This window comes from Marinobacter gudaonensis, from assembly GCF_900115175.1.
Lineage (GTDB): Bacteria > Pseudomonadota > Gammaproteobacteria > Pseudomonadales > Oleiphilaceae > Marinobacter > Marinobacter gudaonensis.
The window spans coordinates 1,522,788-1,542,822 of record NZ_FOYV01000001.1 but is presented as its reverse complement, the minus strand read 5'-3'; the positions used below and the strand labels follow the sequence as shown (position 1 = coordinate 1,542,822).

General features: G+C 61.0%; 17 protein-coding genes. 11 read left to right on the top strand and 6 right to left on the bottom strand.

Annotated elements, in window-relative coordinates; all coding sequences use genetic code 11:
- Positions 1-25: 25 nt before the first annotated feature.
- From BM344_RS07060 to BM344_RS07045, 4 genes are read left to right on the top strand one after another with little or no spacing between them, the layout of a single operon-like run.
- On the top strand, positions 26-1,285 hold the full coding sequence (locus BM344_RS07060; RefSeq protein ID WP_091990879.1) for an ABC transporter substrate-binding protein: 1,260 nt from the start codon (positions 26-28) through the stop codon (positions 1,283-1,285).
- Positions 1,286-1,337: 52 nt separating this feature from the next.
- Positions 1,338-2,264 carry a carbohydrate ABC transporter permease gene (locus tag BM344_RS07055; RefSeq protein ID WP_091987627.1) on the top strand — a complete coding sequence of 309 codons (927 nt, stop codon included), beginning with the start codon at positions 1,338-1,340 and terminating at the stop codon, positions 2,262-2,264.
- Complete coding sequence (locus tag BM344_RS07050; protein ID WP_091987624.1) at positions 2,257-3,126, top strand: carbohydrate ABC transporter permease; 870 nt, start codon at positions 2,257-2,259, stop codon at positions 3,124-3,126. Before BM344_RS07055 ends, BM344_RS07050 begins: the two co-directional genes overlap by 8 nt.
- Positions 3,127-3,144: 18 nt before the next feature.
- On the top strand, positions 3,145-4,263 hold the full coding sequence (locus tag BM344_RS07045) for an ABC transporter ATP-binding protein (protein WP_091987622.1): 1,119 nt from the start codon (positions 3,145-3,147) through the stop codon (positions 4,261-4,263).
- A gap of 15 nt (positions 4,264-4,278) precedes the next feature.
- On the opposite strand, the gene BM344_RS07040 is transcribed toward BM344_RS07045, so the two are convergent.
- Entirely contained in the window at positions 4,279-5,811 is a 1,533-nt protein-coding gene (locus BM344_RS07040; RefSeq protein ID WP_091987620.1) for a cryptochrome/photolyase family protein, read from the bottom strand.
- Between the two features lie 335 nt (positions 5,812-6,146).
- On the opposite strand from BM344_RS07040, the gene hemN reads away from it, so the two are divergent.
- Entirely contained in the window at positions 6,147-7,565 is a 1,419-nt protein-coding gene (gene hemN, locus BM344_RS07035; protein ID WP_091987617.1) for an oxygen-independent coproporphyrinogen III oxidase, read from the top strand.
- Positions 7,566-7,643: 78 nt separating this feature from the next.
- Here the strand turns inward: hemN and BM344_RS07030 are convergent, their stop codons facing one another.
- Complete coding sequence (locus tag BM344_RS07030) at positions 7,644-9,671, bottom strand: methyl-accepting chemotaxis protein (protein WP_091987616.1); 2,028 nt, start codon at positions 9,669-9,671, stop codon at positions 7,644-7,646.
- Positions 9,672-9,956: 285 nt separating this feature from the next.
- Here BM344_RS07030 and ubiU point away from each other — a divergent pair, with 285 nt between their 5' ends.
- The 5 genes from ubiU (at position 9,957) to BM344_RS07005 (ending at position 14,958) form a co-directional block, all read left to right on the top strand.
- Entirely contained in the window at positions 9,957-10,952 is a 996-nt protein-coding gene (ubiU, locus tag BM344_RS07025) for a ubiquinone anaerobic biosynthesis protein UbiU (RefSeq protein ID WP_091987613.1), read from the top strand.
- A gap of 13 nt (positions 10,953-10,965) precedes the next feature.
- Positions 10,966-11,859, top strand: a complete 894-nt coding sequence (locus BM344_RS07020) for a U32 family peptidase (RefSeq protein ID WP_091987612.1) — start codon at positions 10,966-10,968, stop codon at positions 11,857-11,859.
- A 97-nt stretch (positions 11,860-11,956) separates the two neighbouring features.
- Positions 11,957-12,982, top strand: coding sequence for a sodium:calcium antiporter (locus BM344_RS07015; RefSeq protein ID WP_228143569.1), 1,026 nt, complete (start codon positions 11,957-11,959; stop codon positions 12,980-12,982).
- 34 nt (positions 12,983-13,016) lie between these two features.
- On the top strand, positions 13,017-13,379 hold the full coding sequence (locus tag BM344_RS07010) for a DUF488 domain-containing protein (protein ID WP_091987608.1): 363 nt from the start codon (positions 13,017-13,019) through the stop codon (positions 13,377-13,379).
- A 445-nt stretch (positions 13,380-13,824) separates the two neighbouring features.
- Entirely contained in the window at positions 13,825-14,958 is a 1,134-nt protein-coding gene (locus tag BM344_RS07005) for an NnrS family protein (protein WP_091990877.1), read from the top strand.
- Here BM344_RS07005 and BM344_RS07000 read toward each other — a convergent pair.
- The 4 genes from BM344_RS07000 to BM344_RS06985 form a co-directional block, all read right to left on the bottom strand.
- Complete coding sequence (locus BM344_RS07000; RefSeq protein ID WP_091987605.1) at positions 14,945-15,271, bottom strand: carboxymuconolactone decarboxylase family protein; 327 nt, start codon at positions 15,269-15,271, stop codon at positions 14,945-14,947. The genes BM344_RS07005 and BM344_RS07000 overlap by 14 nt on opposite strands.
- Before the next feature lie 179 nt (positions 15,272-15,450).
- Positions 15,451-15,930, bottom strand: coding sequence for a ubiquinone anaerobic biosynthesis accessory factor UbiT (gene ubiT, locus BM344_RS06995; RefSeq protein ID WP_091987603.1), 480 nt, complete (start codon positions 15,928-15,930; stop codon positions 15,451-15,453).
- A 68-nt stretch (positions 15,931-15,998) separates the two neighbouring features.
- Entirely contained in the window at positions 15,999-16,658 is a 660-nt protein-coding gene (gene narL / locus BM344_RS06990) for a two-component system response regulator NarL (protein ID WP_091987601.1), read from the bottom strand.
- A gap of 17 nt (positions 16,659-16,675) precedes the next feature.
- The gene (locus tag BM344_RS06985; RefSeq protein WP_091987598.1) at positions 16,676-18,535 is read right to left on the bottom strand and encodes a histidine kinase; all 1,860 of its coding nucleotides are present in this window, start codon (positions 18,533-18,535) and stop codon (positions 16,676-16,678) included.
- Positions 18,536-18,713: 178 nt separating this feature from the next.
- On the opposite strand from BM344_RS06985, the gene BM344_RS06980 reads away from it, so the two are divergent.
- Positions 18,714-19,982, top strand: a complete 1,269-nt coding sequence (locus tag BM344_RS06980) for an MFS transporter (protein WP_091987596.1) — start codon at positions 18,714-18,716, stop codon at positions 19,980-19,982.
- Positions 19,983-20,035: the final 53 nt, after the last annotated feature.

Below are 20,035 nucleotides of genomic sequence, written 5' to 3'. Positions count from 1 at the left end.
GACAACAAAACAGGAAGGAATGACCATGAAACTGTTCAAGAAAACCCTCGCTGCCGCCGCCGTAACGGCGGCCCTGCTGCCGGCCCAGGCCATCCAGGCCGGTGAAGTGGAAGTCCTGCACTGGTGGACGGCTGGCGGTGAAGCCCGCGCCGCTGCCGCATTGAAGGAAATGATGGAAGAACAGGGCCACACCTGGAAGGACTTTGCGGTGGCCGGTGGTGGCGGTGAAGCGGCCATGACCGTGCTCAAGACCCGGGCGGTGTCCGGCAACCCGCCGGCGGCGGCCCAGATCAAAGGTCTGGACATAAAGGAATGGGCCAAGCTGGGCTTTCTCACCAGCCTCGATGACGTCGCCGAAGCCAATAAATGGAACCAGCTGATTCCGCCGGTGATTGCCGATGTCATGAAGTACGAAGGCAACTACGTGGCGGTGCCGGTGAACGTGCACCGGGTGAACTGGCTCTGGGCCAACCCGGATGTGCTGGAGAAAGCCGGCGTGAAGGTGCCAACCACCCTGGATGAGTTCCACGCTGCCGCCGAGAAACTGGAGGCCGCAGGCGTCATCCCCCTGGCCCACGGTGGCCAGCCCTGGCAGGACGCCACGGTATTCGAAGCGGTGGCCCTGGCGGTTATGGGCCCCGAGGACTTTGCCCGTGCCTTCGTGGAACACGACATGGAGGTGATCAACAGCGCGAAGATGGAGGCGGTGTTCTCCGAATTTGCCAAAGTGATGAGCTATGTGGACGACAACGCCGCCGGGCGCGACTGGAATACCGCCACTGGCATGGTGATCCGGGGTGAGGCGGCGATGCAGATCATGGGCGACTGGGCCAAGGGCGAGTTCACCGCCGCGGGACTGACTCCGGGTGAGGACTACATCTGCGCCCCGGCGCCAGGCACCACTGGCGAGTTCACGTTCAACGTGGATTCGTTCGCCATGTTCAGCCTGAGCGACGAAGCCAACACCGAGGCCCAGAAGGACCTGGCCCGCACCATCCTGGAGCCCGAGTTCCAGACGGTGTTCAACAAGGCCAAGGGCTCCATTCCGGTGCGTACCGATATGGATATGTCGGGCTTCGACACCTGTGCCCAGGCCTCCATGGACACCTTCAAGAGCAGCGCCGACACCGGCGGGCTGGTGCCCAGTTTTGCTCACGGGCTGGCGACCACCAGCTACGTGCAGGGCCAGATCTTCGATGTGGTGACCAACTTCGTGAACTCCGATAACAAGGATCCGGCCAGGGCCACCGACCAGCTGGCAGCCGCCATCCAGGCGGCACTCTGATCCGGTGGGGCCGCCCAGATCGGGCGGCCCCGATCCCCTCGGGAGACTCATCATGGAACACACTCAACGCCACCCGGTCCGGGTGGCCCGGGCGCCGTCCCGCTTTCTCGACGCCCTGCAACGCTGGCTGCCAAAGCTGGTGGTGGCGCCCACGTTTGTACTGATCGGTGTCGGCATCTACGGCTACATGCTCTGGACCGGCGTGCTGTCGTTCACCAGCTCCAGCTTTCTGCCGGTGTATGACTTTGTCGGCTTTGAGCAATACGCCAAGCTCATGGCCAACGATCGCTGGCTGACCGCCTCCGTGAACCTGGGCATCTTTGGCGGCCTGTTCATTCTCAGTTGCCTGGTCATTGGCGTGCTGCTGGCCATCTTCCTGGACCAGAAAATCCGTCAGGAAGGCGCCATCCGCACCATCTACCTGTACCCCATGGCCCTGTCGATGATTGTCACCGGCACCGTCTGGAAGTGGATTCTCAATCCGAGCCTCGGCCTGGAAAAGCTCATGCACGACTGGGGCTGGACCTCGTTCAGCTTCGACTGGCTGGTGAACTCCGACATGGCCATCTACACCATCGTGATGGCCGCCGTGTGGCAGGCTTCCGGCTTTGTCATGGCGCTGTTTCTGGCCGGACTTCGCGGCGTGGATTCCTCCATTATCCGGGCGGCCCGGGTGGATGGCGCCAGCCTGCCGCTGATCTACTGGAAAATCATCCTGCCCTCCCTGCGGCCGGTATTTTTCAGCGCGGTGATGGTGCTCGCCCACATCGCCATCAAGAGCTTTGACCTGGTGATGGCCATGACCGCCGGTGGCCCGGGTTACTCCACCGATCTGCCCGCGGTGTTCATGTACGCCCACACCTTTACCCGGGGCCAGATGGGCCTGGGTTCGGCCAGCGCCATGCTGATGCTGGGTGCCATTCTGGCTCTGATCGTGCCTTACCTGTACTCGGAACTGAGGGAGAAACGTCATGACTGAGGTGGTTCGTACCGGCTTTCGTCCCAGTCGCGTCGCCATCTACGGCGTTCTGCTGCTGGCGGCACTGGTGTACCTGATTCCGCTGTTCATCATGCTGGTGACCAGCTTCAAGACCCCCATGGACATCCGCACCGGCAACCTGATGGCGCTGCCCACGGACTGGACCACCATCGGCTGGACCAAGGCCTGGTCCGAGGCCTGCACCGGCGTTCAGTGTGAAGGTATCCGCGGCTATTTCTGGAACTCCTTCAAGATGACGGTGCCGGCCGTGTTGATTTCCACGCTGCTGGGCGCCTTCAACGGTTACGTGCTGTCGAAGTGGAAGTTCAAGGGCTCTGACCTGTTCTTTGGGATGCTGCTGTTCGGCTGCTTCGTGCCCTTTCAAGTGGTGTTGCTGCCCATGGCAGCCACCCTGGGCAAGCTCGGGCTCGCGAACACCACCACCGGTCTGGTGCTGGTGCACGTGATCTACGGGGTGGCCTTTACCACGCTGTTCTTCAGGAACTACTACGTGGCCATTCCCGATGCGTTGATCAAGGCGGCCCGGCTGGATGGCGCCGGTTTCTTCACCATTTTCTTTCGCATCCTGCTGCCCATGTCCACTCCCATTTTCATGGTGTCGCTGATCTGGCAATTCACCCAGATCTGGAACGACTTCCTGTTTGGCGTGGTGTTCGCCAGCGGCGACAGCCAGCCCATCACCGTGGCCCTGAACAACCTGGTGAATACCAGCACCGGTGTGAAGGAATACAACGTCGACATGGCGGCGGCCATGATTGCCGCCCTGCCCACGCTGGTGGTCTACATCGTCGCCGGTAAATATTTTATCCGGGGCCTTACCGCCGGCTCCGTGAAAGGTTGATCAGAGAGGATAACAACAATGTCTCAACTGGAACTGCGGAGCATCCGCAAAACCTACCCGGGTGTCGCCGAGGAGACCCTCAAGGGCATCGACATCGACATCGCCTCCGGGGAATTCCTGATCCTGGTGGGCCCATCCGGCTGTGGCAAGTCCACCCTGATGAACACCATTGCCGGCCTGGAAACCATTAGCGACGGTTCCATTGTGCTGGAGGGCAAGGACATCTCCACCATGGAGCCGAAGGACCGCGATATCGCCATGGTGTTCCAGTCCTACGCCCTGTACCCCACCATGAGTGTGCGCGAGAACATTGCCTTCGGCCTGAAGATCCGGGGCTTGCCAAAGCACGAAATCGACCAGGAAGTGGAACGGGTGGCGGATCTGCTGCAGATCTCCCAGCTGCTCAACAAAAAGCCGGCGAACCTGTCCGGCGGTCAGCAGCAGCGGGTGGCCATGGGCCGGGCCCTGGCTCGCCGGCCGCGCATCTATCTGTTCGATGAGCCGCTGTCGAACCTCGACGCCAAGCTTCGGGTGGAAATGCGCACGGAGATCAAGAAGCTGCACCAGCGCCTGAAAACCACCATCGTGTACGTGACCCACGACCAGATCGAGGCCATGACCCTGGCCGACCGCATTGCCGTACTCAAGGACGGCGAGCTGCAGCAGCTGGGCACGCCGAAAGAGGTCTACAACACCCCGGCCAACCTGTTTGTGGCCGGATTCATGGGGTCGCCGGCCATGAGCTTCGTGCCCGTGACCGTGGAACAGGGTGATCAGGGATTGTACGCGGAAGTGCGCGGCAACAATGGCAACACGCTAAGGCTGCCGGTGCCGAATTACCTGGCCGACCGCGTGGGACGCAAGGTGATTCTGGGCATTCGCCCGGAACACATCACCCAGCCCCAGGATCAGAAGAACGATCAGAGCCTGGTGACCAAGGGCGAGTTCACCATCGAGGTCACCGAACCCACCGGCCCGGACGTCATCGCGCTGATCCAGCTCAACGACACCAACGTTCACTGCCGGATTGATCCGGAGCACCCGGTGACCTGGGGTGAAACCGCCGAACTGATGTTCGATATGAAAAAGGTGGTGTTCTTCGATCCGGAAACCGAGAAGCGGATTGCGCCCCACTGACGTCACAGCAGGGCGTCAGAGCTGCTCCAGGTTCGCCAGCAGGTGCTCGGCGCGCTGGAGCAGCGCCTCCCGCTTGTCCGGCTTCTGCTTGTCCCAGTTACGGTACATCATCCCAATGCGGGGGTTGTTCGCGAAATCGTCCCGGTGTCGGTCAATGAAATGCCAGTACAGGGCATTGAACGGACAGGCGTCTGCCTCGGTGGCCTTGTTCACCTTGTAATGGCAGTTGGCGCAGTGGTCGGACATGCGCTGGATGTACTTGCCGCTGGCGGCGTAGGGTTTTGAGCCCAGGTAGCCGCCGTCGGCGTGCATCACCATGCCCAGTACGTTGGGCAGCTCCACCCAGTCATAGGCATCGGCATAGACCGCCAGGTACCAGTCGCAGATCTCCTCGGGTTTGATGCCGGCCAGCAGGGCAAAGTTGCCGGTCACCATCAGCCGCTGGATGTGGTGCGCGTAGGCGTTGCGGCGGGTGGCATCGATGGCCTTGTGCATGCAGCGCATCTTCGTCTCACCGGTCCAGTAGAACCAGGGCAGGGCGCGATTGTTGCCGAGCCGGTTTTCCTGCGCATAATGCGGCATGTTCATCCAGTAAATGCCCCGCACAAACTCCCGCCACCCCAGAATTTGCCGGATAAACCCCTCCACCGCGTTGATTGGCGCGCGCCCCGAATACCACGCCCGGGCCGCCGCCTCGCACACTGCGAGCGGATCCAGCAGGCCGCAGTTGATGTAGGGCGAGAGAATCGAGTGGAACAGCCAGTCTTCGGAATCCGAAATCGCGTCCTGGTAATCGCCGAAACAGGGCAGGGCGAAATCGATGAAATGCTCGAGCGCCGCCTCGGCATCCCCGGGCGTTACCGCAAAGTGAAAGTCCTCGGTGGTGCCGAAATGATCGGCGAAATGCTCGTCCACCAGGGCAATAACCTCGCGGGTGATGGCGTCCGGCTCCACCCGAAACGGCGCCGGCGCCGGCGGCTTGCCGGTCCACTTCTTCCGGTTGTCGGCATCAAAATTCCACTGCCCGCCCTCCGGCTCACCCTCGCCGGTCATCAGCAGCCCAGTCTTGCGCCGCATCTCCCGGTAGAAGAACTCCATCCGCAACTGCTTGCGCCCCTCGGCCCAGTCGGCAAACTCCTGCTTGCTGGCAATAAACCGCGAGTCCGGCCGAATCTCCACCGGCACCCCAAGCCGCTCATGCCAACCACAGATCTGCTCATGCAGCCGCCATTCACCGCATTCGGTGGTGATGACTTTCTCCGCGTTAGTTCGCTTAACCTGCTCGCCCACCAGCGCCTCGAGGCTCTGGTGTTCGTTTTCCGGATGATAGGCCTGGTAATGCACCTGCCAGCCATCGCCCTCCAGTTGCCGGGCAAAGTGACGCATGGCACTAAACAGCAGCACGATCTTTTTCTTGTGGTGGTTGGTGTAGCTGGCCTCGTCGTGAACTTCGGCCATGACCACCAGATCCCGATCCTTGTCGGCGTTCTCGAGGGCGCTGATGTCTCTCGTTAACTGGTCTCCGAGAATCAGAATCAGGTTTGCCATGGTGAGGAACTCTCCAGTCAGTAGGCTGCGGGCTTGCACCTAAGTTAGGTGGTTGGAGGGGAAGGCCTGCCAAAATCGTGCGGAGCCATGGATGGCGGAGCCGAGCGTACATGGACGTATTCACAGCGTATTTTGGCAGGCCTTCCCCTCCAACCACCGGGCTATGCCCACAAAGGGGTAAACCAAGTACGCCAACAGCCCAAGGGTGGTTCATAAACCCCGCTGGTAAACTGAAACCATCACTCAGCTGACCCGCATCAAAACGGCACCGCACCCTTTGCCGCACAATGCGGACCAATCCCCGAAAACCGCAGATACACGCCAGAGCACTGATCATGACCGCCACCGCCGCACCTCAGCCCCGAACAGCAACACTGCCTGAATTCCAGTGGGACGACGCCCTGATCCGCCGCTACGACCTCAGTGGCCCCCGGTATACGTCCTATCCCACGGCCGTCGAATTCAACCAGAACTACCCGGTGGAAGAGATGGTCAAGGCCGCCGCCCGCAGCAAGGCCAGCGGCCGGCCCCTGTCGCTTTATACCCACCTGCCGTTCTGCGCGCACCTGTGCTATTACTGCGCCTGCAACAAGGTGATCACCAAAAAGCGTTACAAGGCCATGCCTTACGTGGAGCGGGTTCTGAAAGAAGCGGCCATTCAGTCCAAACTGTTTGGTGCCGACCGTCCCGTCACCCAGCTGCACTGGGGCGGTGGCACGCCTACCTTCCTGCCCAGGGATGTCATGCAGCACCTGATGGAAGGTTACGGTGAGCTGTTCAACCTGCAAAGCGGGGCAGAGCGGGATTACAGCGTGGAGATTGATCCGCGCGAGGTGGACCAGGACACCCTGCCAACCCTCTGGGAACTGGGCTTTAACCGCATCAGCCTGGGCGTGCAGGACGTCAACCCGCAGGTACAGAAAGCGGTGAACCGCATCCAGCCCCGGGCCATGACCGAGAGTGTACTCAACGAGGCACGCCGTATTGGTTTCCGGTCGATCAACCTCGACCTCATCTACGGCCTGCCGTACCAGACCCCGGAAAGCTTCGCGGAAACCCTGGAAGCGGTGATTGAAATGTTACCGGACCGACTCTCCGTGTTCAGCTACGCCCACTTGCCGGACCGCTTCTACCCGCAAACCCGCATCCAGGCCGACACCCTGCCCAGCCCGCAGCAGAAGCTCACTATCCTGCACAACACCATCAACCGGCTGCTGGAGGCCGGCTACGAGTACATCGGCATGGACCACTTCGCCAAGCCCGACGACAGCCTGGCCGTGGCCCAGCGGGAAGGTCGACTGCATCGGAACTTTCAGGGTTATACCACCCACTCGGAATGTGATCTCGTGTCCCTGGGCGTATCCGCCATTGGCCAGACCGACGACGCCTACTTCCAGAACAACCACGACCTGCCCTCCTGGGAAACGGCCATTGATGCCGGCCAACTGGCCATCACCAAGGGTGTGAACCTCACGCGCGATGACCGCATCCGCCGCTGGGTGATCGGCCAGCTGATCTGCCAGTTCCGGCTGGATCGCCAGCAGTTCTCGGCGGTGTGGCAGGAAGATCTGGACCGCTATTTTGCCGATGAGCTCGGGCGCCTCAAGCCCATGCTTCAGGATGAATTGATCGCCGATGATGGCCGGGCACTCCAGGTCCAGCCCGCCGGCCGGTTGCTGATCCGGGCCATCTGCCAGATCTTCGACCTGTATCGTAAGGAAGGTGCCAGCCAGCGGTTCTCCCGCATTATCTGAAGCTTCCGGAATCGGGTTGGGAGAACGAAAAAAGGGCTGTCCGTTTCCGGACAGCCCTTTTTTTGCCAGCGGTGGGTATCAGCTGTAGGCCGGCACCTTGAACTCGTTGGCCAGATCCTGAAGCACCCGGGCCAGCCGGGCCTGCTCACCGGTCACCTGAGTGATTTCCTGGGAACCGGTCAGGGTCAGGATCGCCGCTTCGCTCACCGACTCCATGCTGCCGGCCAGTTCCCGGGTTACCGCCACCTGCTCTTCCGAGGCGGTCGCAATCTGGCTGGCCATGTCGGAAATGCTGTTCACATCGGTGAGGATGTCCGCGAAGGTCTGTTCCAGCTCGGAGGCCTGCTCGCTGGTGGCGTTCGCCAGCTTGTGGCTCTCCAGGATGGAGCGACTGGCGCTCTCGGTAATGTCCTTGAACCCGTTGATGATGTCCTCAATCTGGGTGGTGGACTGGTGGGTTTGCTGGGCCAGGGTGCGCACTTCGTCTGCCACCACGGCAAAGCCGCGACCATGCTCGCCCGCCCGAGCGGCTTCAATGGCCGCGTTCAGGGCCAGCAGGTTGGTCTGGTCGGCCACCTTGCGGATCACATCCACCACATCGCTGATGGTGGTGCTCCGGCTTTCCAGCTCTTCGATCACCTCGTTCACCTTCTGAACGGAACGCGCCAGTGACCGGATGCTCTGTACGCTGCCGTGCAGAACCTGCTCACCACTCCGGCTCTTGTCCATGGCGCTACGAGCAGCGTCAGCCACCTGCTGGGTGTTGCGGGAAATTTCCTCGGAGGTGGCGGACATTTCCTCGGTGGCCGCGGCCACCTGCTCAATCTGTTGCTGCTGGTTCTTCACCTGGCTGGAGTTTTGTCCGGCGGTGGAACTGGTCTGTTCGGTCGCAGCGGCCAGCTGGACACTGGACTTGTCGATCTGCAGCAAGGCATTGCCGAAACGCCCGAACAGCTCGTTGATGGCCTTGCCTATGGTGCCCACCTCGTCGCGGCTGGCGACGTGGATATTGCGGGTCAGATCCTTGTTGTCCATGGCGAAGCGCACACCTTCAAGTAGACGACCGACCTGGAGATTGATGGCCCGGATGATGATCAGAACGAGGGCGAGGACGCCCAGGACCGCACCGCCCGCGACCACCGAGGCGGTGATCAGATCCCGGCGGGCGTCGGCCACAGCGATGTCGGCCAGTTGCTCGATTTCGGTCAGCAGGTCCTGGCGCAGAGTATTGAGAGCACGGATGCGGTCGGTAGCGGTAGCGAACCAGTCGGAGGCATCCAGGGCGTACATGCCGGAGGGGCTGCTGAACAAGGTGGCTCGCTGCTCATCAAGGGCACGGCTTTCGGCGGAGCCCGGTAGGGCCGCCAGTGTGATCCTGTGGCTGTCGTCCGAGGCCAGCATCGCCAGGGCGTTGTCCAGGTAGGCCTGCTGCTGCCCGGCCAGGTCGGCAATTCGCTGGAGCGTGGGCAGATCGAACTCGCCACTGCGGATCAGCGCGGCGCCAGCTGCGCGCTCACGGCCCGCCCTTTCCGCAAGTTCTGCCATGGCCCGGTAGGCGTTGATCTGCCGGGTCAGCTCGGCATCGCTGGTGCGGCGAACGATCAGGCCAATGCGGTCAGTCAGCGATGTGATCGTAGTGGTGAAATAAGAAGCCGCCTCGGTCGCAGCGATTGCCCGACCGTCGATGGAGCGTCGGATCTGGGCGAGGCTGGCCAGGCTCCGGTCGACGGACTGAATGCTGTCAGCAACCGTGGCATCGAATTCGGATCTGGCCGTGAGTGCCTGGATGCTCTGGCGATAGGCGCTGATCCGGCTTTCGGTTTCCTGGCGCTGGCTGGCGAGATCGCGCTCTGCCTGCAGCGCGCCTTCGCTGCCCGGCCTTGCGGCCAGCAGGACAGCAGAGCGGCCCCGCTCTTTCTGCAGCGATTCGGTGAGCGGGTCACCGATTTCGGCCAGTTCCACGGCGGCGCGCAGATACTGCATGTTCTCACGCTCGCTGTAATTCAATGCGATGCTGTCCAGGGCAAAATACAGGATTACCAGCAATGCCGGCACCACCAGGGTCATCAGTTTGCCCCGCATGGAGAGGTTGTTGATCAGTTTCATCGTGTTGCCTTTCTCGGATTGGAAATTGGGGCAATTATCCCGACTCAACCCGCCCCCGGACCATCGTCGTGAGGGGGTAGTTGATGGGGTAGGCGTCTCTCGGTGAGACTGAGTAAGAATTTGTTATCTTATTGATATTAAGAAATAAAACGGAGAAATAAAAATAGCCGGGAGGGTATCTCCATCGGGGTAGGCGGTGCCGTCCCGGAGCTGTGCTGACAATCATCAAGGCGCTTCGCCGAGGGTCTGCGTAGGGTGCCTCCAGACCCAGCAGCGGAGACAATCATGGAACTTGTGTGCCCGGCCGGCAGCCTGCCGGCACTGAAAACCGCCGTGGATAATGGTGCCAACGCGGTGTATTTCGGTTTCAGGGACAGCACCAACGCCCGCCAGTTTGCCGGCCTGAACTTCAATGAACAGCGCGCGGCTGAAGGTATCGAGTACGCCCGGCTGCGCGGCGTCAGGGTGTTCTGCGCGATCAACACCTACCCCCAGCCCGACGGCTGGGAGCAATGGAAGAGTGCGGTGGACCGCGCCGCCGGGCTCGGGGTGGACGCCATCATCCTGGCGGATATGGGCCTGCTCGACTACGCTGCTAACCGCTACCCCCATATTCCCCGTCACCTGTCGGTGCAGGGCTCGGCCACGAGCCATGAGGCGCTTTCCTTCTACAAGGACAACTTCGATATTCGCCGGGCGGTTCTGCCGCGGGTTCTGTCGCTGGACCAGGTTCGCGGTGTTGCCGCGCGCAGCCCCGTGGAGCTTGAGGTCTTTGGCTTCGGCAGTCTTTGCATCATGGCGGAGGGTCGCTGTTATCTGTCGTCCTATCTCACCGACGAGTCCCCCAATACCCGGGGCGCCTGCTCACCGGCCAAGGCGGTGCGCTGGCAGGAAACCCCTCAGGGACTTGAGTCCCGTCTGAACGACGTTCTTATTGACCGCTACGGCCCGGGTGAGTCGGCGGGCTACCCGACTCTCTGCAAAGGCCGCTTTGAAGTGGAGGGCAGCGTTTATCACGCCATCGAGGAGCCGGTCAGCCTGAACACCCTGGACCTTTTGCCGGAGCTGGCGGCCCTGGGTATTCGCGCCGTGAAGATTGAAGGCCGGCAACGCAGCCCCGCCTACATTGCCGAAGTGGCACGGACCTGGCGCCATGCCCTGGACAACCTGGCCGAGGGGGCCGACCACTTTACGGTGGAGCCCCAGTGGCAGAAATCCCTGGCTGGCCTGTCCGAGGGCGGACTGACCACCCTCGGTGCCTACCACCGAAAATGGAAATAGGGGGTATTGTCTGATGCTGAACCTGTCCCTGGGGCCGATCCTGTGGTTCTGGTCCCGACAGACGGTTTTCGAGTTCTACGCCCGTGCCGCCGAATGGCCGGTGGATATCGTGTACCTGGGCGAGGTGGTCTGCTCCCGCCGTCGGGAACTCAAACCCGATGACTGGCTGGACCTGGCCCGGGATCTCAAGGCCTGCGGCAAGAACGTGGTGCTCTCCACGCTCACCCTGATTGAATCCGATGCCGACCTGCGCCGGCTCCGCCGGTTCTGCGAGCAGGGCGACTTCATGGTGGAAGCCAACGACCAGAGCGCCGTGCAGGTGGCCATCCGCAACCGGTTGCCGTTTGTCACCGGTCCGTCCATGAACATCTACAACGTCGCCACCCTGAAGGTACTGGCCAGGCAGGGCCTGCAGGGCTGGAGCCTGCCGGTGGAGCTTGGCCGGGAAACCCTTGGTCATCTGCTTCAGGGCCTTGAGCGTGAGGGCCTGGCCCTGCCGGCGGAAGTGTTTGCCTGGGGCTTCCTGCCCCTGGCCTGGTCGTCCCGCTGCTTTACGGCAAGGCACTACAACCTGCCGAAGGACAACTGCCAGTTCCGCTGCATCGAGCACCCGGACGGCCTGGAGCTGCGCTCCCGGGAATCGCAGGAACTGTTCCGGATCAACGGCATTTCCACGCTGTCTGGCGCACGCTACGACCTGATGCGGCAACTGCCGCTGATGGAGGACATGGGCGTCTCCACGGTGCGCCTGAGTCCGGAGCATCAGGGCATGGAAGAGGTGGTTCATCGCTTTGATCAGGTGCGCCGAGGCAATACGCCCGCGACCGATCCGCTGCAACTGGTCGAAGCGCCGCCCTGTAACGGATACTGGTATGGACAGCCGGGGATGGCAGAGGTGGTGGAGTAGCTGAGAGGTTTGGCGGCGCTGAGGTTGAAAAAGAGCAGGGTGCCCGCAACACTTCCGGTAGCAATGTTTCACCACAGAAGGGGAGCTTATCCTTGAATTGCTGATCTGGGCAGCGGTTGCCGTGGTTGGGACCGCTGTCGTCTGGAAGGGGAGCGGTCTGCTCGAGGCCGCCAGTGAACGCCTGGCCCAGTACTATCGTCTGCCGGAGATTGTACAGGGCGCCATTGTAGTTGCCATCGGCTCAAGCTTTCCGGAGCTGGCGACGGTGGTCGTCTCCACCCTCGTTCACGGCGAATTCGAGCTGGGCGTTGCCGCCATCGTTGGTTCCGCGCTGTTCAACATCATGGTGATTCCCGCCCTGAGTGGCCTGGTCGCCCGAGAGCAGCTGGCGACCAACCGGGACCTTGTCTACAAGGAAGCCCAGTTCTACATGATTGCGGTGGCCACCCTGCTGCTAACGTTTTCCTTCGCCGTTATCTACAACCCCGTTGAGTCAACCGGAGGCCAGTTACAGGGGGAGCTTACCCGGGGGCTGGCGTTCCTGCCCCTGGTGCTTTATGTGGTGTACGTGTTTGTCCAGTACCAGGACACCATGGACTATCAGTCCGACGAGGATGTCTCCCACATTCAGCCTGCAAAGGAGTGGGGCAAACTGGCTGTGGGACTGTTGCTGATTCTCGCCGGTGTTGAAGGACTGGTTCGCGCGGCGGTCAATTTTGGTGACATCCTTGGCACTCCCAGTTTTCTCTGGGGCATCACGGTGGTTGCTGCCGGTACGTCGATCCCGGACGCGTTTGTTTCGGTGCGGGCCTCACGGAAGGGAAAGGGCATCACCAGTACGGCCAACGTCCTTGGCAGTAACATCTTCGACCTGCTCTGCTGTATTCCGATTGGCGTGTTGATCGCCGGCACCGCAGTGATCAACTATTCCGTGGCCGCGCCCATGATGGCGGTGCTGACCCTGGCCACGCTGATTCTTTTCCTGATGATGCGCACGCACATGATTGTGAGCCGAACCGAGTCCTGGAGTCTGCTGCTGGTCTACGGGGGCTTTGTGGCGTGGATTGCCCTTGAATCGTTCAATGTAGTCAATCTGCTTGTGAATTTCCCACCCGGTTCGTGAGAATCCGGGACCACGGCAAGGAGGTTACAGGACCATGGACATCCGACTTAAACGCGCTTACGAGGCGCCCGCCCGCTCCGATGGGCCTCGGGTACTGGTAGACCGCATCTGGCCCCGGGGCGTGTCAAAAGACGTCGCCAACATCGACCACTGGCTGAAGGGGCTGGCGCCTTCCACCGAGCTGCGTAAATGGTTCGGACATGATCCGCAGAAATGGCCGGAGTTCTGTGACCGCTACCTGAAAGAGCTCAAATGCGATGAGGCCGCAGAGGATCTTGCCACACTCGCCAGGATCCTGGATGAGCACAAGCGCGTGACGCTGGTGTTTGCCGCCAAAGACACCGAGCACAATAACGCCGTGGCGCTCCGGGATTATCTTCTGAAGAACCAGATCTGAGTCCTCAGCTCCTTGCCGGTTCTGGCGGCGTTCCGGCAGCGGAAGCCGGAATGATCAGATTGGTAGCTTACCGTCAGGTAAAGCCTCCCCTCAGAATGAGCTCGAGCAATACATCCGGATCCAGATCTTCTATGGGTGGCTGTTGGCAGTTCATTGCAGAGCCCCCTCGATTCCTATAAGATTTATTTTAAATAAATCTTTATTCTTGCCAAGTGGTATTTTCACTTTCTCGAAACATCGGGAGGCCGTAATGACCTGTAACAAGCCTGCGCATATTAAAGATGAGCTCTGGGCACAGCACCTGAGATGGCTGGATCTTGTCGGTCATGAGAGCCGGGCCAACCGCCTCAAGCGCGAACAGGAAAGGGGTAAGCGTAAGCGTTCCTCTTCACAGACCACTGATGCTCACGGTGGGGAATAGGGGATAAGCAGTTTCGCCTTGTTTGTGCCCGGCCAACGGCCTTTCGCCTACCTTTACTTTTTCCCGGTGGCGGCAGCCTTTTCCGCCATCGCTTTGCCCTGGTCTGTTCTTGCCCGTTTCGGTCTGGTGCTTGCCTTGCCAGGCCTGGCAGGCCCATTAGGGCATGCCCACGAAATGCTGTTCGGGTTCGCCATGGCGGTTGTTGCCGGCTATTTGCTGGGCCCGCAGCCCAGGCGCTGGATCCGTCTGATGCTGGCTCTCTGGCTGGTTGGCCGACTGGCGTTTCTGGGCTGGCCGGGGAGCCTGTTTGCGGGTATTGCAAACATTGGTTTTCTGGTGGCTCTGGCCTGGCGGGTGGTGCCCCGTTTTTCCCGTTCCGCCAAGAAATGGCGGAACAAGGCGGTAGCGCCGCTGATTCTCGGCCTCTGTATCGCCGGCTCCCTGTTCCAGATGCTGTATATGGCAGGCAAATCCGGTCCTCTTTATGGGCTGCTGTTGGAAGCCATACTCCTTTTGAGCACTCTTATGTTTTTTATGGCGGGGCGCATGCTGGCACCGGGGGTGGCTGGTCATCTGAACAAGCAGGGCCGGGAACTTGAGGCCCGGGTACAGCCCTGGCTGGAGGGTGCCGTCCTGGCTTTGATGGGGGGCGCGGTGGTGCTCAACCTGTTGCCATGGGAAGCGTTGAGACCCCTGGTTGGCATACTGCTGGTGCTGGCAGCGGTCGCAACCCTGGTGCGTCTTCTGCGTTGGCCAGCCAGGTACTGCCTGGATCGGCCCGACCTGATTGCGTTAATGACCGGATACCTCTGGCTGGTGGTCGGGTGGCTGTCGATTGCAGCTGCCTTGTTGGTGGAGCTGCTTCCCCTGGGCACGGCATTGCATGGGCTTACCATTGGGGCGCTGGGCACGCTTACCCTTACGGTCATGGCCCGGACGCAAGCACAGCGCAGCCACAAGGCATTACGTATGCCGTTTGTTCTTTACCTGGCGATTGCCATGATCAGCCTTTCCGCTCTCGCAAGGCTTGTAGCAGGCAGCGTTCCGATGGGTATGGGACCTTACCTGGTAGCCGCTGCCTGCTGGAGTCTGGCCTATCTGGTTCTACTGGTATTTCTCCTCCGGTCTCGGCATTCGCCGAAACCTAGCCCTGGCTGAGAGCTTCCTGCGCCCATTGCCAGGCGGCGACTGTTGCCGGAAAACCAATCGCATTCATACCCAGCACCAGTGCGTGCTCAATTTCCTCACGCGTGAGACCTAATTCCAGGCTGCGATGAACGTGGGATTTCAACGCAGATTCGCGACCTGCACCTACGCAAACGCCGAGTTTTACCAGAGCACGCGATTTTTCATCCAGGGGGCCGGCTTCAGCAAGGGCTTTGCCGAGCTGCTTGTGTGCCTCCTGAAGCTCTGGAAAGCGGTCGCTGAAGGCAACGAAAGTTCTGGGGAGTTCGTTGTTTTGTTTATCCATTGTAATGCCTCGATTTTGGGTTTTGCTTCGTCTTTGTGAACGTTCGTGAATCCGTTGGTAGATCTGATATCTTCAACAGAAACCTTATCGCACATTGCGTGAGTGTAGAACTGGCCCACGCGGGACACTAGAGCCACTGTCATCCCCGGGTATTAAAGGTATCGGTGACGGCCCACTTTTCAGAAAGTAATTCTTGTGCTCCACTCCAGACTGTCCAGCAGGTTCTTCAATGCCAATCCAAGCTCGGTATCGCCCTCGATGATCAGGCGGCGCTGGAAGAACAGCTGGTCGGGGTCCTGTTGTCGCTCTGCCAGGGTTTTAAAGGCGGCCAGTGAGCCTCGGATGGTGGCCTCGCCGGGGCCATCAACCACACGCAGGCGACCGGCCCAGAAGCCAATGGTGATGCCCGGTTGTCCACCGTTTACTTCCAGCCGGATGCGCCGCCCTGCGAACTCATCGAATTCACCGTCGCTGATCGCCTGCGCGAACATGCGATTAAGCGGCGCCTCTGCCACAAGCTGTTTGACCGGCATCGGGATTCGTTGATCGATAGCCGCGAGCAATGGCGCGGGAGAGGGCAGGTACTCGCGGATAACGGAAAGTGTCTGGCTTGTCAGAGGGGATTCAATGGAGCCAACAAGTGGCAGGGATAAGGCCATGCTTTACTCCGTGCGTTTAAAAACCTGCACAGGGTAAAGCAAAGCCCGCTTTGGCGATTTGATAAAACTCAGCCTTTGTGAAGACCTTCTTCCACGGCCCACACGGCTACCTCCACCCGGGACCGAAGGTTCAGCTTCTTGAGCAGGTGTTTTACGTGCACCTTGACGGTACCGTCGCTGATGTCCAGCTTGCGGCCAATCATCTTGTTCGACAGGCCTTCGGCGATCAGTCGCAGGATGTCCTTTTCCCGTGGGGTCAGGCTGTCGTAATCCGGGCGTGAGGTCTGCTGGGGCTTGTTGGAACGCAGGGCCTGGGCCAACAGCGTGGTCAGCCGGTCGCTGATCACCATCTTGCCAACGGCTGCCTGGTGCAGCTGGGTGATCATGTCTTCGGGTTCCATGTCTTTGAGCAGGTAACCGTCGGCGCCGGCGCGAAGGGCGGCAACCACGTCGTCTTCCTGGTCTGACACCGTGAACATCACAATCCGGGAGCTGATGTTCTGTTCGCGGAGCTTCCGCAATGCCTCGATACCATCCATCTCCGGCATGTTCAGATCCATCAGGATCAGGTCCGGCTCCAGTTCCGTGGCCAGTCGAATGCCATCGGCGGCATTGCTGGCTTCGCCGGCAACCACCATATCCTCTTCCATGTCGATGAGCTGTTTGATGCCCTGGCGCAGCAGCGGGTGGTCGTCAATCAGCAGTATGGTGGCGGGGGAATCAGACATCGGGCTCTCTCTTGTTGTCAGGCGCTGGAGGCTTCCAGCGGAATCAGGTTTCGGGTTTTGGGCACGAACGACAGCACCACTTCAACACCGCCCACTTCCCGGTTGCGCACCTTCACCTGGCCGCCCAGGGTTCGGGCGCGATCCTGCATGATGATCAGGCCGTAGTGGTTCAGGGGTTGATCGCCGCCGGGCAGGCCCTTGCCATTATCCCGGATGCTGACGCGCACCTGGGGCGATTCGAACAGCACATCCACGCAGATATCGCTGGCATCGGCGTGTTTCACCGCATTGGCCAGCCCTTCCCGGATGATCTGCAGGGTGTGGATTTCCTCATTGGGGGAGAGGGTCTGGGGCGGCAGGTTGTAGTTTATCTCCACCGGTTTGCCCAGGCGCTCGGAAAACTCGGCGATGGTTTTCTGCAGGGCACTGTACAGGTCCGGCGTGTCGAGTTTCAGCCGGAAGGTGGCCAGCAGTTCCCTAAGCTGACGGTAGGCGCTGTTCAGTCCGGTGCTGAGTTCGTCCAGTATGGCTTCATGGGTGGCCTGTTGCTCGCCGTCGATATTCAGGCGTCGCAGTCGGGCCACCTGCATCTTGAGGTAGGACAGCGACTGGGCCAGGGAATCGTGCAGCTCCCGGGCGATCACGGTACGCTCCTCGGCCAGGGTCTGCTGCTGCTCCTCGGTGATCTGCCGTTCCAGGAATATCGCCGTGGCCAGCTGGTCGCTGAGGGTCTCCAGCAGCCGGCGATTGGTTTCGGACAGGCCGGTCTCGGCCGGGTACCAGACTTCCAGCGTGCCCAGCAGCTGGCCGGGCGTGCGTATCGGCAGCAGCAGGCGACGACCGTCGTTATCCTCCACCGGGAGTTCGTCATACACCTCCGGCGTTACCAGGCAGGCATTGCAATGGTGATCCCGGCAATAGAAGGGGCGTTCGCGGGTGGCGGTGGTAATGGCCTCGATCGGCTCTGCCGACTCCCGGTCATGGAGGTAGAGACGGATGGGGCCAATCCCCAGTAGCTGCTCCAGTTCCTGCAGCATGGGAATGGCGCCGTGGCACAGGTCGTGGTTGGCAAACAGCTCTCGGCTTGCGGAATGCAGGAGCTGAAGGGCCGCGTGGCTTTTTTCCAGTTCTTCGGTTTTCACCCGGGCCCGCTCTTCCAGCTCGTAGTAGGTCAGGGCCAGTTCGCTGGTCATCTGGTCGAACGCCTGGCCCAGCTGGGCCAGTTCGTCGGAGCCGGCCAGGTTGGCCTTGTGGGTGAAATCCTGCTCGCCTACGGCGGTGGCGATGCCCACCAGCTTGCGCAATGGCCGGAGAATCCGGTTTCTCAGGTCAATAAACAGAGCCACGATGATCAGTATGGAGAACACCAGGCTGATGATCTGAATCAGGTGCAGGAGATCGATTCGGGCTTCGGTGCGTTGCTCAAGCATGCTTACCAGCCGGTCGACATCTTCCACGTAGGTGCGGGTAGCGGCCAGCATCTCACCGCGTATGGGGGCGCCCTGGTCGTGCCCTTCCAAGGCTGGTCGAAGGCTGGTGCTCCATGCGTCCAGAATGCTCTGGTACTGGACCGCCAGGGGATGATCCTTCCCCTGCGGAACCGCCGCCTGGATGGCCGGCGCTGTGAGCCGCTCCTGATAGCGGTCCAGCATGGTGGAAATGGCATCCTGCCCGGGCTGTTCCGCCGACGGCGTTGCGGTTCTGGACAGCAGCTGGAAAGCGCCCATCCGCAAGGCGCCCGCCAGGTTGATGGCGGTGGCGTTACCTTCAATACTTTTCGACACCGCAAGCGTGGTCGCCATGCTGACAAGTGCGGTCAGCACTACGGCGCCAACGACAATGGCAATTCGGTGAACAAGCGGGCTTCTGGGTGTCATTCGATCTCGTACGCGTCAATGCCTGTAGGCGGCGGATTGATTATGCCCCGCCGGCGACCTCCCTGATACCTCCTTGAGGATAGTCAATTACCCCGATGGTTGGTAACCCATCATAAACTTTGACCCCTTCCGGATCAAAAGATGAAACTGAAAAGAAGCTTTTGAATGAGCAGGGGTCATGATATCCGAACGGGAGCGCGTGGATGAACGTCTGGCATCACTGGCCGTGGTGCTGCCACTGGCGATGGCCGGCTTTGTGGTTGCCGCCGGATGCTGGACGCTGTTTGCTGTGGCTGGCGTGCATTTGCGCCTGGAACTGGGGCTCAGCGACCTCCAGTTCGGTTTGCTGTTGGCCATGCCCATGGCGGTAAGCGCAGCACTCGCCATTCCGTCCGGGCTGGCGGCCCAGAAATTCGGCGCCCGCCGGGTGATGCTGGTTTGCCTCGGCGGGCTTGCCGCCTGCATGCTGATCCTGCTTACCACCGACACTTTTCCCGGGTACCTGCTGGCCGCCGGTGGGTTGGGGCTGGCCGGGGGGTTCTACAGCGCCGGGCTCCAGTTCGTGACCAGTCATTGTGAATCGCGGCGGCTCGGCCTGGTGCTCGGCGTGTTCGGTGCCGGTGTGACCGGCGCCGGCTTCAATTACTACCTGGTGCCCCTGTTTCACGAAGCCTTCTCCTGGCACGGGGTGCCGCTCGCCTATCTGATCGTGCTGGTGCTGATCATTGCCCTGCTGGTACTGCTCACGGAGCCGGAAGATGCCGAGGCGGACCCGCTCGCCGAAACCTCGGTGCGGGTACTGTTGCAGCGCATGCGACGAAAACGTGCCGGGCAACTGTGCGCCTATTTTGGCGTGGTGGCTGGCAGCTTCTTCGCCCTGGCTCTGTGGTTGCCCGACTATCTCTCGGCACAGTTCGGGCTGTCGGTGGATGCCGGGGCCCGGCTGGCCCAGTGGTTTGTTGTTCCCGGTGCCCTGGCCCAGATGGCCGGGGGGTATCTCGCAGACCGGTTCGGCAGTGCCCGGGTGGTCAGCCGCGCGCTGCTGGTCTGTCTGGTCTCGCTGTTCGTGCTTTCCTACCCGCCCATGACCCTGTTCATCCAGGGGGTGGACCAGACAATCCAGGTGGAATTCGCCTTGCCTCTGCCGCTGGAGGGCCTGTTTGTGGTGCTCCTCGGGCTGGCACTGGGTTGCACCATGGGCAGCCTGCAACGGCTGGTAATCATCGAGAACCGCCCGGTGGCAGCGTTCGTTGCCGGTCTGCTGCTGGTGAGCGCCTTCTCCGTGGCGTTTGTGCTTCCCGTGATCTTCAGCGGCGTGAACTACTGGCTGGGTATCCGCAGTGCCGTTTTCATGATCCTTTTCCTCCTGCTGGTCAGTTGCCTGTTCCTGTTCGCGCGGGAAAGCCGGCGGCATGAACGCCAGAGCCTACTCCACCCGGGTGTATAGGTCTTCTACCACCAGGGTGGTAGAGGTGGGTTATGAGGTAGTAACCACGCAGA

Excerpts from the sequence above, each read along its gene's own strand:
- BM344_RS07060 (WP_091990879.1), top strand. The coding sequence starts at position 26 with ATGAAACTGTTCAAGAAAACCCTCGCTGCCGCCGCCGTAACGGCGGCC.
- BM344_RS07055 (WP_091987627.1), top strand. The coding sequence starts at position 1,338 with ATGGAACACACTCAACGCCACCCGGTCCGGGTGGCCCGGGCGCCGTCC.
- BM344_RS07050 (WP_091987624.1), top strand. The coding sequence starts at position 2,257 with ATGACTGAGGTGGTTCGTACCGGCTTTCGTCCCAGTCGCGTCGCCATC.
- BM344_RS07045 (WP_091987622.1), top strand. The coding sequence starts at position 3,145 with ATGTCTCAACTGGAACTGCGGAGCATCCGCAAAACCTACCCGGGTGTC.
- BM344_RS07040 (WP_091987620.1), bottom strand. The coding sequence starts at position 5,811 with ATGGCAAACCTGATTCTGATTCTCGGAGACCAGTTAACGAGAGACATC.
- hemN (WP_091987617.1), top strand. The coding sequence starts at position 6,147 with ATGACCGCCACCGCCGCACCTCAGCCCCGAACAGCAACACTGCCTGAA.
- BM344_RS07030 (WP_091987616.1), bottom strand. The coding sequence starts at position 9,671 with ATGAAACTGATCAACAACCTCTCCATGCGGGGCAAACTGATGACCCTG.
- ubiU (WP_091987613.1), top strand. The coding sequence starts at position 9,957 with ATGGAACTTGTGTGCCCGGCCGGCAGCCTGCCGGCACTGAAAACCGCC.
- BM344_RS07020 (WP_091987612.1), top strand. The coding sequence starts at position 10,966 with ATGCTGAACCTGTCCCTGGGGCCGATCCTGTGGTTCTGGTCCCGACAG.
- BM344_RS07010 (WP_091987608.1), top strand. The coding sequence starts at position 13,017 with ATGGACATCCGACTTAAACGCGCTTACGAGGCGCCCGCCCGCTCCGAT.
- BM344_RS07000 (WP_091987605.1), bottom strand. The coding sequence starts at position 15,271 with ATGGATAAACAAAACAACGAACTCCCCAGAACTTTCGTTGCCTTCAGC.
- ubiT (WP_091987603.1), bottom strand. The coding sequence starts at position 15,930 with ATGGCCTTATCCCTGCCACTTGTTGGCTCCATTGAATCCCCTCTGACA.
- narL (WP_091987601.1), bottom strand. The coding sequence starts at position 16,658 with ATGTCTGATTCCCCCGCCACCATACTGCTGATTGACGACCACCCGCTG.
- BM344_RS06985 (WP_091987598.1), bottom strand. The coding sequence starts at position 18,535 with ATGACACCCAGAAGCCCGCTTGTTCACCGAATTGCCATTGTCGTTGGC.
- BM344_RS06980 (WP_091987596.1), top strand. The coding sequence starts at position 18,714 with ATGATATCCGAACGGGAGCGCGTGGATGAACGTCTGGCATCACTGGCC.